We start from the raw sequence: 16,946 nt of genomic DNA, 5'->3' as shown, positions 1-16,946 counted from the left end.
GGCCGGCGCCGGGCGTCAGTGGACGCCCAGCCAGCTCTCGATCGGGTTGAGGGCGAAGTAGACGAGGAACACCGCCGTCAGGATCCACATGAAGGCGCCGATCTCGCGCACCTTGCCCTGGGCGGTCTTGATGGCGACGTAGGAGATGACGCCCGCGGCGACACCGGTGGTGATGGTGTACGTGAACGGCATCAGGACGACCGTCAGGAACACCGGGACGGCGGTGGCCCGGTCGGCCCAGTCCACGTGCCGGGCGTTCATCAGCATCATCGCGCCGATGACGACGAGGGCGGCGGACGCGACCTCCTGCGGCACGATCGCCGTGAGCGGTGTGAAGAACAGGCAGGCCGCGAAGAAGGCACCGGTGACGACCGAGGCGAGGCCGGTGCGCGCACCCTCGCCGACCCCCGTGGCGGACTCGATGAACACGGTCTGGCCGGAGCCGCCGGACACGCCTCCGATCGCACCGCCGGCGCCGTCGATGAACAGCGCCTTGGACAGGCCCGGCATCCGGCCCTTGTCGTCGGCGAGCTTGGCCTCGGTGCCGACGCCGATGATGGTCGCCATCGCGTCGAAGAACCCGGCCAGCACCAGCGTGAACACGATCATGCCGACGGTCATCGCGCCGACCTCGCCCCAGCCGCCGAACTGCACGTCCCCGAAGAGCGAGAAGTCGGGCATGGACACCGCGCCGCCGTGCAGTTCGGGGGCGCCGGCCGCCCACTGCCTGGGGTCGATGACACCCACGGCGTTCAGGATCGCGGCGACGACCGTGCCGCTGACGATGCCGATGAGGATGGCGCCCGGGACGCTCCGGGCCTGGAGCATGAAGATCAGCAGCAGGGTGCCGGCGAAGAGCAGCACCGGCCAGCCGGCCAGTTCGCCCGCCGGGCCGAGCGTGACGGGAGTGGCCTTCCCCTGGTGCACGAAGCCGGACTTGTAGAAGCCGATCAGGGCGATGAACAGGCCGATGCCCATGGTGATGCCGTGCTTGAGCGCGAGCGGGATCGCGTTCATGATCATCTCGCGCAGACCGGTGACGACCAGCAGCATGATGACCACGCCGTACATCACGCACATGCCCATCGCCTGCGGCCAGGTCATCTCGGGCGCGACCTGGGAGGCGAGGACCCCGGAGACGGACAGACCCGCGGCGAGGGCGAGCGGCACCTTGCCGACGAGACCCATCAGCAGGGTGGTGAGGGCCGCCGCGAACGCGGTCGCGGTGATCAGGCCCTGCTGCGCGAGGGTGTTCCCCGCCGCGTCCTTGCCGGACAGGATCAGGGGGTTGAGCAGGAGGATGTACGCCATCGCCATGAAGGTGGTGACGCCGCCGCGCACTTCGCGCGCGACCGTGGACCCTCTGTGCGATATGTGGAAGTACCGGTCGAGCCAGGACCGTCCGGCCGGGACGCGGGTGCCTTCGCCCGCGTCTTCGGCTGTGGTCCTCGGCTCTACTGACTGCTGGGTCATGTGGGCCTACTCCCAAGTTTCATAGGGGGTTGGGATGCACGACCCGGGGGACGGCCCGAGACGAACGAAGGGGGTCCGGGGGACGCGGTCCCCCGGACGGAACTCTCCTGCTCAGGCCTCGGAGAGTGACGTACCCGTCAGGTGCTCGGGCCGTACCGGAGTCCGGTTCAGCTCGAGCCCGGTCGCGTTCCGGATGGCCGCGAGGACCGCCGGGGTCGACGACAGGGTGGGCGCCTCGCCGATGCCGCGCAGCCCGTACGGGGCGTGGTCGTCGGCGAGTTCGAGCACGTCGACCGGGATGGTCGGCGTGTCGAGGATGGTCGGGATCAGGTAGTCCGTGAAGGAGGGGTTCTTCACCTTCGCCGTCTTCGGGTCGACGATGATCTCCTCCATGACGGCCACGCCCAGGCCCTGTACGGTGCCGCCCTGGATCTGGCCGAGCACGGACAGCGGGTTGAGCGCCTTGCCGACGTCCTGGGCGCAGGCCAGCTCGATGACCTTCACCAGGCCGAGCTCGGTGTCGACCTCGACGACGGCGCGGTGCGCGGCGAAGGAGTACTGGACGTGCCCGTTGCCCTGGCCGGTGCGCAGGTCGAAGGGCTCGGTCGGGCGGTGCCGCCACTCCTCCTCGACCTCGACGGCTTCCTCGCCGAGGACGTCCGCCAGGTCGGCCAGCACCTCGCCGCCGTCGGTGACGACCTTGCCGCCCTCCAGGAGCAGTTCGGCCGTCGCCCAGGCCGGGTGGTACGACCCGAACTTGCGGCGGCCGATCTCCAGCACCTTCTCGCGGACCAGCTCACAGGCGTTCTTCACGGCACCGCCGGTGACGTACGTCTGCCGGGATGCCGACGTCGAACCGGCGCTGCCCACCCGGGTGTCGGCGGGGTTGATGGTCACCTGCGTGACGCCCAGTTCGGTGCGGGCGATCTGCGCGTGGACCGTGACACCGCCCTGCCCGACCTCGGCCATGGCCGTGTGGACGGTGACGACGGGCTCGCCGCCCACGGCCTCCATCCGGACCTTCGCGGTCGAGTAGTCGTCGAACCCCTCGGAGAAGCCCACGTTCTTGATGCCGACCGCGTAGCCGACACCGCGTACGACGCCTTCGCCGTGCGTGGTGTTGGACAGGCCGCCCGGCAGCTCCCGCAGGTCGGCGCCCTCGCTGGACTCCCACTGGCGCTCCGGCGGCATCGGCATCGCCTTGACGCGGCGCAGGAGTTCGGCGACCGGGGCCGGCGAGTCGACCGGCTGCCCGGTCGGCATGAGCGTGCCCTGCTCCATGGCGTTGAGCTGCCGGAACTCCACCGGGTCCATGCCGAGCCTCTTCGCCAGCTTGTCCATCTGCGCCTCGTAGGCGAAGCACGCCTGGACCGCGCCGAAGCCGCGCATGGCGCCGCAGGGCGGGTTGTTGGTGTAGAGGGCGATGGCCTCGATGTCCACGTCGTCGATCACGTACGGGCCGACCGACAGGGAGGAGGCGTTGCCGACGACGGCCGGGGAGGCGGAGGCGTAGGCGCCGCCGTCCAGGACGATCCGGCACTTCATGTGCGTGAGCTTGCCGTCCTTGGTGGCCCCGTGCTCGTAGTAGAGCTTGGCGGGGTGGCGGTGGACGTGCCCGAAGAAGGACTCGAACCGGTTGTAGACGATCTTGACCGGCTTGCCGGTGCGCAGCGCCAGCAGGCAGGCGTGGATCTGCATGGACAGGTCCTCGCGGCCGCCGAACGCGCCGCCGACGCCGGACAGCGTCATCCGCACCTTGTCCTCGGGCAGGCCGAGCACGGGCGCGATCTGGCGCAGGTCGCTGTGCAGCCACTGGGTGGCGATGTAGAGGTGGACGCCGCCGTCCTCCTCCGGTACGGCGAGACCGGACTCGGGGCCGAGGAAGGCCTGGTCCTGCATGCCGAAGGTGTACTCGCCCTCGACGATCACGTCGGCCCGCTCGCGGGCCTGAGCCACGTCCCCGCGGACGATCGGCTGGCGGTGGACGATGTTGGGGTGCGGTACGTGCCCGGCGTGGTGGTCGTCGCGGCCCTCGTGGATCAGGATCGCGTCCGGCGCGGTGGCCGACGCCTCGTCGGTGATGACGGGCAGTTCGCGGTAGTCGACCTTGATCTTGGCGGCGGCGCGGCGCGCGGTCTCCGGGTGGTCGGCGGCGACGATCGCGACCGGCTCGCCGTGGTGACGGACCTTGCCGTGGGCGAGGACCGGGGTGTCCTGGATCTCCAGCCCGTAGTTCTTCACGTCGGTCGGCAGGTCGTCGTACGTCAGCACGGCGTAGACGCCCGGCGTGGCCAGGGCCTCGCCGGTGTCGATGGACACGATCTCGGCGTGGGCGACGGTCGATCGGAGGATCTGGCCCCAGAGCATGTCCTCGTGCCACATGTCGGACGAGTACGCGAACTCGCCGGTGACCTTGAGGGTGCCGTCCGGGCGGAGCGTGGACTCGCCGATGCCGCCCTTGGTCTGGGATCCCTGGGTGATCTTCGTGGGGGTTCCGCTGGGGGAAGCCATGATCAGACCGCCTCTCCCTGCCGGGCGGCCGCGAGGCGGACCGCGTCCATGATCTTCTCGTAGCCGGTGCAGCGGCACAGGTTGCCCGACAGGGCCTCGCGGATGTCCGCGTCGGTCGGGGTCGGGTTGCGCTCCAGCATCTCGTCGGCGGCGACCAGCAGACCGGGCGTGCAGAAGCCGCACTGAACGGCACCGGCGTCGATGAACGCCTGCTGGACCGGGGACAGCTCGGTGCCCTCGCCGGTGTGCGAGTCGCCCTTGGCCTGCCACTGCTGGGCGTTCTGCAACGACGTACCGCATGCGTCACTCGCGCAGGAGCGCTGCTTGGCGTAGTCGGCCAGCCCCTCGACGGTGACGACCTCGCGGCCCTCCACCTGTCCGGCGGCGACCAGGCACGAGCACACCGGCACGCCGTCCAGCCGGACCGTGCACGAGCCGCACTCGCCCTGCTCGCAGGCGTTCTTCGAACCCGGCAGGCCGAGCCGCTCCCGCAGCACGTACAGCAGGGACTCGCCCTCCCACACGTCGTCGGCTTCCTGCGGACGGCCGTTGACCGTGAAGTTGACGCGCATTACGCAGCTCCCTCGGTGGTGCGGCGGGTGCCGCGGTAGGACTCCCAGGTCCAGGTCAGCGTGCGGCGGGCCATGACGCCGACCGCGTGGCGGCGGTAGCTCGCGGTGCCCCGGACGTCGTCGATCGGGTTGCAGGAGGCGGAGCACAGGTCCGCGAACTGCTTGGCGACGGACGGGGTGATGATCTTCCCGTTGTCCCAGAAGCCGCCCTCCTCCAGAGCGGCGTTCAGGAACTCCTCGGCGGCCTTGGCCCGAATGGGGGTCGGGGCGGCCGAACCGATGCCGGTCCGCACGGTCCGCGTCTCGGGGTGCAGTGCCAGCCCGAAGGCGCACACGGCGATGACCATCGCGTTCCGGGTCCCCACCTTGGAGAACTGCTGCGGCCCGTCGGCCTTCTTCACGTGCACGGCGCGGATCAGCTCGTCCGCGGCCAGCGCGTTGCGCTTGACGCCCTTGTAGAACTCGTCGATGGGGATGCGCCGTGACCCGCGCACCGACTCGACCTCGACCTCGGCGTCCGCGGCGAGCAGGGCGGGGTGGGCGTCGCCGGCCGGGGAGGCGGTGCCGAGGTTGCCGCCGACGCCGCCGCGGTTGCGGATCTGCGGGGAGGCGACCGTGTGCGAGGCCAGGGCGAGCCCCGGCAGCTCGGCGCGCAGGTTCTCCATGATCGTCGTGTAGGGCACGGAGGCGCCCAGCCGCACGCTCTCCTCGCCGACCTCCCACTCGGAGAGATCGCCGATGCGGTTCAGGTCCATGAGGTACTCGGGCCGGCGGTGGTCGAAGTTGATCTCGACCATCACGTCGGTGCCACCCGCGATCGGCACAGCGGTGGGATGCTCGGCTTTCGCGGCGAGCGCCTCCTCCCAGCTGGCGGGGCGAAGGAAGTCCATGACCGGCTCTCTTCTTCGTCTTCGTGTGGGGCGTTCAGATTGAGCCAATCCGTGTGCGGCGGTCCCGGCTCGTTCATGTGCTGTTAACGCGTAGTGGACCCAGTACACAGGGCGGTGCTCCGGCGGGGTCAGTCACGGAAACCATGAAGGAGTTGGCTGGCCAGGACGGGCATCTTGTAGATTCGTATGAACGGAGGCCATCAGAAACCTCCTCGTCTTCCTGTGGAAACGCGCGACACAGCCGCGTGACCTGGGACACAGCCGGACCATGCCCGGAGGGCGACGAACCTTCGCCCGCCAGCCCACCGAACAGACGTTCACCGCATACCCCACCAAGATCCACCATAGATTTCGAGACAAAGAACGGCGGCGACGAGAATGCGGCTGCGCGCACTGCTGGACACCGACGCGCTGGGCCTCAAGCTGCTCGGCGGCGAGGACGAGCTGGACCGCACCGTGCGCGGTGTGATGACCACCGACCTGCGCGACCCCAGCCGCTACCTCTCGGGCGGCGAGCTGGTGCTCACGGGCCTGGCCTGGCGCCGGGACGCCGCGGACTCGGAACCGTTCGTCCGGATCCTGGTGCAGGAGGGGGTCACGGCCCTCGCCGCGGGCGAGGCCGAGCTCGGCGACGTACCGGACGACCTGGTCGCGGCCTGCGCCCGCCACCGCCTCCCGCTCTTCGCGGTGCACGAGTCGGTGGCGTTCGCGACGATCACCGAGCACGTCGTACGGCAGGTCTCCGGTGAGCGCGCCGGAGACCTCGCGGCCGTGGTCGACCGGCACCGCCGGATGATGACGTCGGGCCCGGCGGGCGGCGGCCCGGACGTCGTCCTGGACCTGCTGGGCTCCGACCTGGACCTGCGCGCCTGGGTCCTCTCCCCCACCGGCCGCCTGATCGCGGGCCCGAAGGCGTCGGGCCCCACCCTCCCGGCCGAGGCCTGCGGCCGGCTGGCGGCGGAACACCTCACGGCCACCCGCACGGGCCGCCGCGCCCCGCACCGCGTGCTCCTGGGCGGCACCACCTACTCCCTCTTCCCGATCCGCTCGACGGGCCGCTCCCCGCAGACCGCCCGGGACGCCCGCGAGACCGTGCTGTCCGACTGGCTGCTGGCCGTCGAGGCGGACGCCGGGGACTGGGCGGAGGAGCGCCTCGACCTGCTCTACGGCGTCACCCAGCTGATCGCGGTCGAGCGGGACCGCCGCGAGGCCGCCCGCACGGTCCGCCGCAACCTCGCCCAGGAGGTCCTGGAACTGGTCCAGACGGGCGCCGCCCCCGGCGAGATCGCCGCCCGCCTCCGGGTGGCCGCCCCGGTCCTGCTGCCCGGCCTCGGGGCCGCGCCGCACTGGCAGGTGGTCGTGGCCCGCGTCGACTGGGACGGCGCCGGGATCGAGGGCGGCCCGGTCGCCCAGGCCCTGCTGGAGGAGATCCTCGTCGATCCCCTCTCGGCGGGCCCGGAGCCGTCCGACCGCATCGCCGTGGCCCACACCGGCGACGAGGCCATCGCCCTCGTCCCGCTCCCGGCCGTCTCGACGGAGCACGACGGCTCGGAGACCGGCGTCCTCGCGGACGCGCTCCTGGAGTCCGTACGGGACCCCCTGACGGCCGGCCTGAACGACGACGGCCGCCTCACCCTGGGCGTCAGCGCGGCCGTGCACTCGGCGGAGGGCCTGCGCGGCGCGCTGGAGGAGGCCCGCCACGCCCGCCGGGTGGCGGCGGCCCGCCCCGGCCGGGTCTGCGCGGCGGGCCACCAGGAACTGGCCTCCCACGTCCTCCTGCTGCCCTTCGTCCCGGACGACGTCCGCCGCGCCTTCACGGCCCGTCTCCTGGACCCCCTCCGCGACTACGACCGCCGTCACAGAGCCGAACTGATCCCCACCCTGGAGGCGTTCCTGGCCTGCGACGGCTCCTGGACCCGCTGCGCCGCCCGGCTCCACCTCCACGTCAACACGCTGCGCTACCGGGTGGGCCGCATCGAGCAGTTGACGAGCCGCGACCTGTCGCGCCTGGAGGACAAGCTCGACTTCTTCCTGGCGCTGCGGATGAGCTGAGACACGGGGCGCCCAGGAGTCCCACGACTTTGTGAAATCCTTCACCCACCCTCTTGGCCCGGCGCCGCGATTCGTGCTGAGATGCCGCCACCACTCAACAGCTCGATGGCGTGCTCGGGGAGGGCAACGTGGCGCATACCGCCATGTCTGGTAACGGAACGACCGCCGGTGACGATCCCCTCCAGACCGCGGTATGGCGGCTGCGCTCACGCGCGTGCTGGGCCGACGCGGCCGCCCTGCTGCTGCCGGACACCCCCGCGGCGGCGCTGCAACGCGCGTCGCTGCTGGTGGAACGGTGTCTGTACACGGAGCAGGGCTGGGAGGAGGCCGAGGACGCCCTGCGCACCGCCGAGGCGCTCGCCCACAGCGACGACGAGCGGGGCGCGGCCGCTTGTGAACGCGGGTACTTGGCCTACGCCGCGACGGTGCTCGCGGTGCGCGACCGGGCCGACGAGGCGCGGGCGGCGCTGGGGCGGGCGGCGGCGCTGATCCCTCCGGGGGCTGAGCAGCGGGCCCTGCTGGACTTCCGTCGCGGGCTGCTCGCGGAGAACCTCGCGCGCTCCCCGCAGGCGGCGCGGGCCGCGTACCGCCGCGCGCACGCGGGGGCGACGGCGCAGTCCGACCCGTTGCTGCTGTCCTTCACGTGGCGGCACCTGGCCGGACTCGCGCTGTGGGACGGGGAGTTGGCGGAGGCCCGGCACGGGTTCACGGAGTCGCTGCGGATCCGTGAGGAGCTGGGTTATCTCGTCGGTACGGCGCCGGCGCTGGTGTCGCTCGCCGAGACGGAGACCGAGCCGGAGGCGTCCCGGCTGCGGGAGGAGGCTCGGCGGTTGTTCCGGTTGCTCGGCGGCGTGCCGACGTGGCTGGCACGGCAGTTGGCTCCGCCGGCGGCGGGGGCGGCGACGGCCTGACGGCGCTGAAGGTCCCCGGCGTTGCCGCTGAGGCCGGGTGGGTGCGCGGCTCGGCGCGACGAGGCGCCGCCGGTGGCTGCCGGGGCAGGGTGGATCCGCAACCCGGCGGAGCGGGGTGCCGCTTCTTTGGGACGGGTGCCGCCCTGGGGGCACCCCCAGGCCCTTAAGGCACTGGGGGAGGCACGACTGCCCGCAGCCAAGTTCCGAGGACGGGCACCCCCGGCGCGGCCCCGGCCCACAGTCACCGCGTAGGCGCAGGGCCCCCACCCCGCTCAGGCCGCGCCGGCGAAGTGCTCCCCCACCAGCGCCCGCACGACATCCAGATCCCGGGCGATCAACGCGTCCAGCAGCGCCGTGTGTTCATGCGCGTCCGCCACCAGATCGGCCCGCCCCCGCATCCCCGGCCCGCTCCCCACCAGCGGCCACTGCGCCCGCCGGTGCAGGTCCTCCGCGATCTGGACCAGCTGCTGGTTCCCGGAGAGGGACAGCACGGCCCGGTGGAACCCCCGGTCGGATTCCGCGTAGGTCGCGTGGCAGCCGGAGGACGCCGCGCGGACCGTCGCCTCGGCGAGGGGACGCAGCTCGGCCCAGCGCTCCGCCGGCACCGTCCGGGCCAGCCGCAGCATCACCGGCACCTCGATCAGCGCCCGCACCTCGGCCAGCTCCGCCAGCTCCCGCGCCCCCCGCTCGACCACCCGGAACCCACGGTTCGGAACGACCTCGACGGCACCCTCGATGGCCAGCTGCTGCATCGCTTCGCGCACCGGTGTCGCGGAGACCCCGAACCGCTCGCCCAGCACCGGCGCCGAGTACACCTCCCCGGGCCGGAGGTCCCCGGCCACCAGCGCGGCCCGCAGCGCGTCCACGATCTGCCCGCGCACCGAGGACCGCTGAACGACGGCCCGGCCCCGCGGAGCGGACGGCAGGGCGGGCTCACTGTGCGTGTGCTCCCCCCGGACCACCTCGGAAGCCCCGCCGCCCCCGGGCCTCACCCGGCCCGCATCGGCCGCCCCAGGCTGCTGCGGCACCCGCACCTGCCCGCCCGGCACCCCCGCCCTCGGCACCTCCGCCCCGGCGGAGCCCTGCGCGCCCTGCTTCACGGCTCGGCTCCTCCTCCGGATGTATCGGTACTTGGGGTCATTACGGCGGGTTGTTACTCGTCCGTCAAGCACCATAAGCGCACCGGCCGCCAGTTCAAATCCCGGCGATCTTGGGTAAGGTAAGCCTTACTTTCAAGCGACCCGTTCAACAGACCGTTCAACAGACGCGGACCGGTGATCCCATGCCCCTGCCCCCTTCGGCCCTCTCCGGCGCGTACGCCCGTCTGGCCGAGGTCCTCCCGGGGCTGGCCATCACCGAACTGACCGCCGGGGACGAGACCCCCCGCGGCGGCAACTGGACCACCGCCGCCGCTCTCGCGGAAGCCGGCCCCGGCCTCGACGCCTTCCTGTCCTGGGACGACGCCCAGATCCGCCGGGACTACGACCGGCAGGCACGCCCCGACGTGATCGCCAGCTTCGGCCTGCACCGGTACGCCTGGCCGGCCTGCCTCCTGATCACCGTCCCCTGGTTCCTGCACCGCCGCGTACCCCGCTACCCCGTGACGCACGTCTCCTACGACCGCACGGCCCCCGACCACCCCGTCGGCCACCTGGCCGTCCGCCCGGCCGGGTTCGCCTGCCTGCCGGGCGACGAGGCCGCCGCTCTGCCCGGCGCCCGGGTCGTCCCGGACGAGGAGGCGCTGCGTGCCGAGGTGCGGTCGGCGGTCGCCGAGCACATGGAGCCGGTCCTGGCCGGTTTCGGCCCCAGGATGCGGCGCCGCGGCCGGGCCCTGTGGGGTATGGCGACGGATGAGATCGTCGAGGGACTCTGGTACGTCGCCCAGTTGCTCGGCGAGATGGAGGAGCGGCGTGCGATGCGCGAGCTGGAGCTGCTCCTGCCGGGCGCGACCAAGCCGTACGTGGGCACCGCGGCCTTCCGCGAGCTGACCGGCCCCGGCGGCGAGCCGCTGCGCACCCGGGACCGCGCGAGCTGCTGCATGTTCTACACCCTGCGCCCCGAGGACACCTGCGCCACCTGTCCGCGCACCTGTGACGCCGACAGGGTCAACAAGCTGCTGGCCACGGCCGGTTGAGGCACCCCGGGCAGACGCGGACGGAGCGCGCCGCCGTCGCCTCGTAAGATCATCACGGAACCGGCCACCCACACGCGCGCAGCCGATTCACACTTCCTCACCCGTCACGGAAACCTTCCGGAGAACCACCCGTGCGGGTAGTTCTTTTCGAACTCAACTCTCGCCCGTCAAGCGGCAGTTCGAGCAGAATGCCGCCCTGGGCAATCCCTTGCACTTCCTTGGCGGCCTCTTGCCCCGAAACCCCCTGAGGGCCGGTGGGATTGGGCCACTATGGCGGGCGTTACGCCCTATCCCAATGCAAGGGACCACCCAGATGAGACTGACCGACATATCGCTGAACTGGCTGCTTCCGGGCGCCGTGCTTCTCCTGGGCATGCTGGCGGCGGTGGCGGTGCTCGCGCGCGGCAAGCGCTCCTCGGTCAAAGACACGAGCGCGGACGATTCCTGGGAGCGCAGCGAGGAACGCCGCAGACGCAAGGAAGCCGTCTACGGCACCCTCTCCTACCTCCTCCTGTTCTGCTGTGCGGCCGTCGCCGCCCTGCTCTCCTTCCACGGCCTGGTCGGCTTCGGCGAGCAGAACCTCGGACTGTCCGGCGGCTGGCAGTACCTCGTCCCGTTCGGTCTGGACGGTGCGGCGATGTTCTGCTCCGTCCTCGCGGTGCGCGAGGCCAGCCACGGTGACGCCGCGCTCGGCTCCCGGATACTGGTCTGGACGTTCGCCTTCGCCGCGGCCTGGTTCAACTGGGTGCACGCGCCCAGGGGCGTCGGCCACGACGGCGCCCCCCACTTCTTCGCCGGCATGTCCCTCTCGGCGGCGGTCCTCTTCGACCGCGCGCTGAAGCAGACCCGCCGGGCCGCCCTGCGGGAGCAGGGCCTGGTGCCCCGCCCGCTGCCGCAGATCCGCATGGTCCGCTGGCTGCGGGCCCCCCGGGAGACCTACCGCGCCTGGTCGCTGATGCTCCTGGAGGGTGTGCGCAGCCTGGACGAGGCCGTCGACGAGGTGCGCGACGACAAGCGCAAGAAGGAAGAGGCCCGGCAGCGGCGCCGCGACCAGCAGCGTGTGGAGCGGGCCCAGCTGAAGGCGATCAGCCGCGGCCACCGCGGTCACTTCGGCCGTGGCGGCGGACGCCAGTTGGAGATGCAGGTGGAACGCGGCTCCTCGCAGGTCACCGCGGAGCCTGCCATATCCGCGCCGGAGCCCCTGCCCGTGCGCTCGCGTCCCTCCCTTCAGCCGGTGCGCAAAGGAGCTGACCCGGTGGCCGTCGACCTCACCGCCGAGGACGACACCATGGCGCTGCCGCGCCTCGACTCCCTGGAGCGCAAGCTCAAGGACCTGGAGCAGCAGTTCGGCTGACCGAGCCGCACAGAACAGAGGAGGGGGCGTGGCCTGCGGGCCGCGCCCCTTCTGCGTTCACGCCGCCTCGGCCTCCAGTTCGAACCAGACGGCCTTGCCCACACCGTGCGCCCTGACCCCCCAGGCGTCCGCCAGGGACTGCACCAGGAACAGGCCCCTGCCGTTCGTACCGTCGTCGGCGACCGGTACGCGCAGCCGGGGTCTGCGGGCCACGAAGTCCCGTACCTCCACCCGTAGTCCACGGGGTCCGACGGTGGCCGTCAGGACCGCGTCGTGGTCGGTGTGGACGATCGCGTTGGTGACGAGTTCGCTGGTCAGCAATTCCGCCACGTCGGATCGCGCGGTCCTCCCCCACTGCCCGAGCAGCTCCCGCAGCGCCTTGCGTGCCTCGGGTACGGCCCGCAGGTCCGCCCGCCCGAGTCTGCGCCTCAACTGAGGCGCCGGCACCTGCTCCGTGACGTCTTCGGCCTTGTCCTCCACCGTCTTCGCCGAGAACGCCCCGATCGTTATGGGACCGCCTCCTCGTGCCTGCCTCTCCATGACCCCCGCCCGCGCGCCGATGTCGGTTCCCCTCCTGCTCGAACACGTTCACGGGGATCCATGCCCCGTCGGACACGCGGCAGTCATGTCGAATCGTCGACGACCGGATGTTCGGCCATGTGGCCAGGAGCGGTGGGCCGGGCGGAGGGGCCCTGAGCGGTAAGACGGCGGAGGGAAGGGGGACAAGAGGGTAGCCGGAAGACGTCCCGCGCCGGATCCTGACCGCCGGAGATCGGACGAACTGCCGATGGCCGGCTGCCGATCCTTCCGTACGCGGCAAGGGCGCGAGTCGACTGGCCGCCGTGCGCGGCGGTCCGCTGAAGTTGGCCGAAGTACGACGGTCTTCCGGGGTTCCCGGCCGGTACGGGGGCGTCCTTCCCACCCCCGTGGCGGGAGGACGCCCCCGGTCCTTCTCCGGTGGCCGCCCGGTCAGTACAGCTTGTTGACGGCGGTGGTCGTCGTCTTCTTGAAGGCGGCCACGGGCGCGTCGTCGAAGTCGCCCATCTGCCCCCACTGCACGACGGTGACGGTCCTGCCGTCCCGCCCGACGGACAGCAGTGAGATGTCCGTGGCCCCCCAGGACGTCTCGGTGTGCAGTCCGCGGACGCGGGCGCCCTCCTCGACCGGCAGGGAGCCGTAGTCGCGGCCCTCGGCCTCGACGTCCGGGGAGGACTCCTCGATGCGGTCGGCGCAGGTGCGGATCAGGTCGTCGTAGTGCTTCGCCAGGGCCTTGGCCTGGGCGGCCGTGCCCGTCACGACGGTCAACTGCACGGCGCTGGTTTCCAGGTCGGTCCGGAACTCCCGGTGCCGGTAGTCGTAGTCGAGCACGCCCTCCGTGCTCACGCAGGAGCCGAGTTCCTCCGGGAACCCGTCGGTGACCGGGCCGGCCGTCCAGTCCGAGGTCGGGTGCGGCGGCAGCTGGGACGCCGACAGGAACTTCGGTGCGGCGGCCTTCGGCGCGGCACCGGCGGCCGGTGCCGTGAGGACCGTGCCCGTGGCGAGGGCGGCGACGGTCAGGGCGGTGAGAGCGCTTGCTCGGATGCGCATGGGCATGGGTGTTCCCCCGTGGACGAGTGCGTGGACGTGGATGCCGCGGCGAGGCCGGCTGGTCGGCCCGGGCCTGGTCGGTGCGACACCAAGAGCATCAGCGGTCCCACCGCCCGGAGGCAACAGCTCGCCGCCGATCCGGCGCGGTGGAACCATCCCAGCCCGTCTGACGTGCAGGTACATGGGGTGCCTGGGATGCCGTTCCGGGCCGGGCCGAGCTGAAAAGGACGGGGGAACGGTGTCGGTACAGGACGGCGTCGACGACGTCGGGGAGTTCGCGGCGCTGCTGAGGACGCTGAAGGAGCGCACGGACCGCAGTTACGGTTCACTGGCCCGGCGCCTGGCCATGAACACCTCGACCCTGCACCGCTACTGCGCGGGCGAGGCGGTCCCGCTCGACTTCGCGCCCGTGGAGCGCTTCGCCGCCCTGTGCGGGGCGTCAGCGGAGGAACGTCTGGAGCTGCACCGCCGCTGGCTCCTCGCGGTGGCGGCGCGGCAGCGTCCTCGGCCGGCGAGCGCTGCCGGAACGGCGGAGACGGGCACGGACACGGATACGGGCGCCGGAACCGGCACCGGTGCCGGTGCCGGTGCCGGTGCCGGTGCCGGTGCCGGTGCCGGTGCCGGTGCCGGTGCCGGTGCCGGTGCCGGTGCCGGCACCGAAACCGACACCGAAACCGGCATCGACACGGTGGACGGCCCTGTCGAAAGCCCCGCGGAAGCGGACTCACCCCCTGGCCTCCCCTGGTACCGCCGCAGACGCGTCGCGGTCGGACTGGCCGCCGCCTGCGCGGTGTTAGCGGCGCTCGGGAGCCTCGCCGCGCTGCCGGACGGGCGGCGTGCGTCCGCCGGCGACCGGCCCGGCACCGCCGCTCCGGCCCCGTCCGGTACGGCGAAGACGGAAGCCCCGGACGGGAAGAGCCCCTCCCCTGCCCCGAGCGGCACCTCCCCCGCTCCACGGCGGTCTTCACCCTCAGCCACCCCGAAGCGGCTGAAGCCCTCCCCGTCACCCTCCGTCCGCACCACCCCGCCCGCCGGCGGAACCGCCTCCGCCCCGCCCCTCACCTGGTCCGCCGACTCCCAGGCGTGGAAGCTCGGCTGTGGTCACGACTACGTCGTCGCCAAGCCGCCTGAGCAGGTGCCCCCGCCGCCCGTCCCGCAGGACGCCGGGGTCTGGGCGGCGACGCAGAGCGCGGTGCACGGCGGCGAGACGCTCGTGCGGCTGTCCGTGCAGGGGCGGACCGACACGGCCGTCGTGCTGGAGGCGATGCGCGTACGCGTGGTGGGGCGCTCGGCACCCGCGCCGGGCAACGCCTATGCCATGGACCAGGGTTGCGGCGGTTCGATCACCCCGCGCTCCTTCGACGTGAACCTGGACAAGGACCGCCCCATCGCCCGCGCGGTGGCCGGGAGCGACGCGGGTACGCCGATCCCGGCGGTGCGCATGCCCTACCGGGTCTCCGCCCGCGACCCCGAGGTGCTGCTGGTCAACGCCAGGACCCAGGGATGCGACTGCCGCTGGTACCTGGAGCTCGACTGGTCCTCCCAGGGCCGCACGGGCACGGTCCGGATCGACGACGCCGGCCGCCCGTTCCGGACCAGCGGCATCAAGGGCCTGCCCCGCTACACGTACGACACCTCCGAACGCCGGTGGGCGCCCTACGGCTAGAGCCGGGGCACGTTGCGCAGGTTGGAGCGGGCCATCTGGACCATGCGGCCGACCCCGCCGTCCAGCACCATCTTGGAGGCGGACAGGGCGAACCCGGTCACCATCTCCGCCTTGATCTTGGGCGGGATGGACAGGGCGTTGGGGTCGGTGACGACGTCGACGAGGGCCGGGCCCTTGTGCCTGAAGGCGTCCTTCAGGGCCCCGGCGAGGTCCTTGGGCTTCTCGACGCGTACGCCGTAGGCACCGCAGGCCTGGGCGACCGCGGCGAAGTCGGGGTTCTTGTTGGTGGTGCCGTAGGACGGGAGCCCGGCGACCAGCATCTCCAACTCGACCATGCCGAGGGAGGAGTTGTTGAAGAGGACGACCTTGACCGGGAGGTCGTACTGCACCAGCGTCAGGAAGTCGCCCATCAGCATGGAGAACCCGCCGTCGCCGGACATCGAGACGACCTGCCGCTCGCGGTCGGTGAACTGCGCGCCGATCGCCATGGGCAGCGCGTTGGCCATGGAGCCGTGGGAGAAGGAACCGATGACACGGCGGCGGCCGTTGGGTGAGATGTAGCGGGCGGCCCAGACGTTGCACATGCCGGTGTCGACGGTGAACACGGCGTCGTCGGAGGCGACTTCGTCGAGCACGGACGCCACGTACTCGGGGTGGATCGGCGTGTGCTTCTCGACGTTGCGGGTGTACGCCTTCACCACCCCCTCCAGCGCGTCCGCGTGCTTCTTCAGCATCCGTTCGAGGAAGCGGCGGTTCTTCTTCTCCTCCACCCGCGGGATGAGGCAGCGCAGCGTCTCGCGCACGTCACCCCACACCGCGAGGTCCAGTTTCGAGCGGCGGCCGAGGTGTTCGGGCCGGACGTCGACCTGGGCGATCTTCACGTCGTCGGGGAGGAAGGCGTTGTACGGGAAGTCGGTGCCGAGCAGGATCAGCAGGTCGCACTCGTGGGTGGCCTCGTAGGCGGCGCCATAGCCGAGCAGCCCGCTCATCCCTACATCGAACGGGTTGTCGTACTGGATCCACTCCTTGCCGCGCAGCGCGTGCCCCACCGGGGACTTGATCTTCCCGGCGAACTCCATGACCTCGGCGTGCGCGCCGGCCGTGCCGCTGCCGCAGAACAGGGTGACCTTGTCGGCCTCGTCGATCATCTCGACGAGCCGGTCGATCTCGGCGTCGCCGGGACGGACCGTCGGCCGGGACGTGACGAGGGCGGTCTCGGCGGCCTGCTCCGGGGCGGGCTCGGCGGCGATGTCGCCGGGCAGGGAGACGACGCTGACGCCGGAACGGCCGACGGCGTTCTGGATGGCCGTCTGGAGCAGCCGGGGCATCTGCTTCGGACTGGAGATCAGCTCGCTGTAGTGGCTGCACTCGGCGAACAGCCGGTCGGGGTGGGTCTCCTGGAAGTAGCCGAGGCCGATCTCGCTGGACGGGATGTGCGAGGCGAGGGCGAGGACCGGGGCCATGGAGCGGTGGGCGTCGTAGAGGCCGTTGATGAGGTGGAGGTTGCCGGGCCCGCAGGAGCCGGCGCAGGCGGCGAGGTTTCCGGTGATCTGCGCTTCCGCCCCGGCGGCGAAGGCGGCGGTCTCCTCGTGCCGGACGTGGATCCAGTCGATGGCGGAGTTGCGGCGGACGGCGTCGACGATGGGGTTGAGGCTGTCGCCGACGACTCCGTAGAGGCGTTTGACTCCGGCGCGGGTCAGGATGTCGACGAACTGTTCCGCGACGTTCTGTTTGGCCATGGTTCTCGTCTGCCCCTTCGGTCTCCTGGGATCCCTCCGGGTTCCATCAAGTCACAC

The 16,946-nt window shown here is 71.9% G+C and carries 13 protein-coding genes; 5 read left to right on the top strand and 8 right to left on the bottom strand.

The genetic code is table 11. From position 1 onward, the window contains the following. Positions 1–15: 15 nt before the first annotated feature. The 4 genes from QC385_RS13915 to QC385_RS13900 all read right to left on the bottom strand — a co-directional run bounded on the left by QC385_RS13915 (position 16) and on the right by QC385_RS13900 (position 5,446). Positions 16–1,473, bottom strand: a complete 1,458-nt coding sequence (locus QC385_RS13915) for an NCS2 family permease (protein WP_279541615.1) — start codon at positions 1,471–1,473, stop codon at positions 16–18. A gap of 111 nt (positions 1,474–1,584) precedes the next feature. Beyond that, a complete protein-coding gene (locus QC385_RS13910; protein ID WP_279541614.1) occupies positions 1,585–3,984 on the bottom strand; it encodes a xanthine dehydrogenase family protein molybdopterin-binding subunit in 2,400 nt (799 codons plus the stop codon). Positions 3,985–3,986: 2 nt separating this feature from the next. Beyond that, the gene (locus QC385_RS13905; protein ID WP_279541613.1) at positions 3,987–4,556 is read right to left on the bottom strand and encodes a (2Fe-2S)-binding protein; all 570 of its coding nucleotides are present in this window, start codon (positions 4,554–4,556) and stop codon (positions 3,987–3,989) included. Beyond that, positions 4,556–5,446 carry an FAD binding domain-containing protein gene (locus QC385_RS13900; RefSeq protein WP_279541612.1) on the bottom strand — a complete coding sequence of 297 codons (891 nt, stop codon included), beginning with the start codon at positions 5,444–5,446 and terminating at the stop codon, positions 4,556–4,558. The genes QC385_RS13905 and QC385_RS13900 overlap by 1 nt, the downstream gene beginning before the upstream one ends. Positions 5,447–5,824: 378 nt before the next feature. Here QC385_RS13900 and QC385_RS13895 point away from each other — a divergent pair, with 378 nt between their 5' ends. Together QC385_RS13895 and QC385_RS13890 are read left to right on the top strand one after the other, a co-directional pair. Continuing rightward, positions 5,825–7,498 carry a PucR family transcriptional regulator gene (locus QC385_RS13895; RefSeq protein WP_279541611.1) on the top strand — a complete coding sequence of 558 codons (1,674 nt, stop codon included), beginning with the start codon at positions 5,825–5,827 and terminating at the stop codon, positions 7,496–7,498. Between the two features lie 128 nt (positions 7,499–7,626). Beyond that, a complete protein-coding gene (locus QC385_RS13890; protein WP_279541610.1) occupies positions 7,627–8,409 on the top strand; it encodes a hypothetical protein in 783 nt (260 codons plus the stop codon). A 272-nt stretch (positions 8,410–8,681) separates the two neighbouring features. Here the strand turns inward: QC385_RS13890 and QC385_RS13885 are convergent, their stop codons facing one another. Continuing rightward, complete coding sequence (locus QC385_RS13885; protein WP_279541609.1) at positions 8,682–9,509, bottom strand: GntR family transcriptional regulator; 828 nt, start codon at positions 9,507–9,509, stop codon at positions 8,682–8,684. 182 nt (positions 9,510–9,691) lie between these two features. Here QC385_RS13885 and QC385_RS13880 point away from each other — a divergent pair, with 182 nt between their 5' ends. Both QC385_RS13880 and QC385_RS13875 read left to right on the top strand, forming a co-directional pair. Continuing rightward, positions 9,692–10,543: a (2Fe-2S)-binding protein gene (locus QC385_RS13880; protein ID WP_279541608.1), complete on the top strand. Its 852-nt coding sequence runs from the start codon at positions 9,692–9,694 to the stop codon at positions 10,541–10,543. A gap of 313 nt (positions 10,544–10,856) precedes the next feature. After that, entirely contained in the window at positions 10,857–11,897 is a 1,041-nt protein-coding gene (locus tag QC385_RS13875; protein WP_279541607.1) for a DUF2637 domain-containing protein, read from the top strand. A 57-nt stretch (positions 11,898–11,954) separates the two neighbouring features. Here QC385_RS13875 and QC385_RS13870 read toward each other — a convergent pair whose 3' ends face one another. Then, positions 11,955–12,437, bottom strand: a complete 483-nt coding sequence (locus QC385_RS13870; RefSeq protein WP_279541606.1) for an ATP-binding protein — start codon at positions 12,435–12,437, stop codon at positions 11,955–11,957. Positions 12,438–12,866: 429 nt separating this feature from the next. Beyond that, positions 12,867–13,490 (bottom strand): hypothetical protein, encoded by a 624-nt coding sequence (locus QC385_RS13865; protein ID WP_279541605.1) that lies wholly within the window; start codon positions 13,488–13,490, stop codon positions 12,867–12,869. 232 nt (positions 13,491–13,722) lie between these two features. Between QC385_RS13865 and QC385_RS13860 the strand changes: the two genes are divergently transcribed. After that, entirely contained in the window at positions 13,723–15,150 is a 1,428-nt protein-coding gene (locus tag QC385_RS13860) for a helix-turn-helix domain-containing protein (RefSeq protein WP_279541604.1), read from the top strand. Here QC385_RS13860 and QC385_RS13855 read toward each other — a convergent pair. Next, positions 15,147–16,889, bottom strand: a complete 1,743-nt coding sequence (locus QC385_RS13855) for a pyruvate dehydrogenase (protein ID WP_279541603.1) — start codon at positions 16,887–16,889, stop codon at positions 15,147–15,149. The two genes, QC385_RS13860 and QC385_RS13855, sit on opposite strands and share 4 nt — an antisense overlap. Positions 16,890–16,946: the final 57 nt, after the last annotated feature.

It is taken from the genome of Streptomyces sp. DH10 (assembly GCF_029813805.1).
GTDB classification, from domain to species: domain Bacteria; phylum Actinomycetota; class Actinomycetes; order Streptomycetales; family Streptomycetaceae; genus Streptomyces; species Streptomyces coeruleofuscus.
The sequence above is the reverse complement of the archived record's forward strand: the minus strand, read 5'-3'. Positions and strand labels throughout refer to the sequence as shown.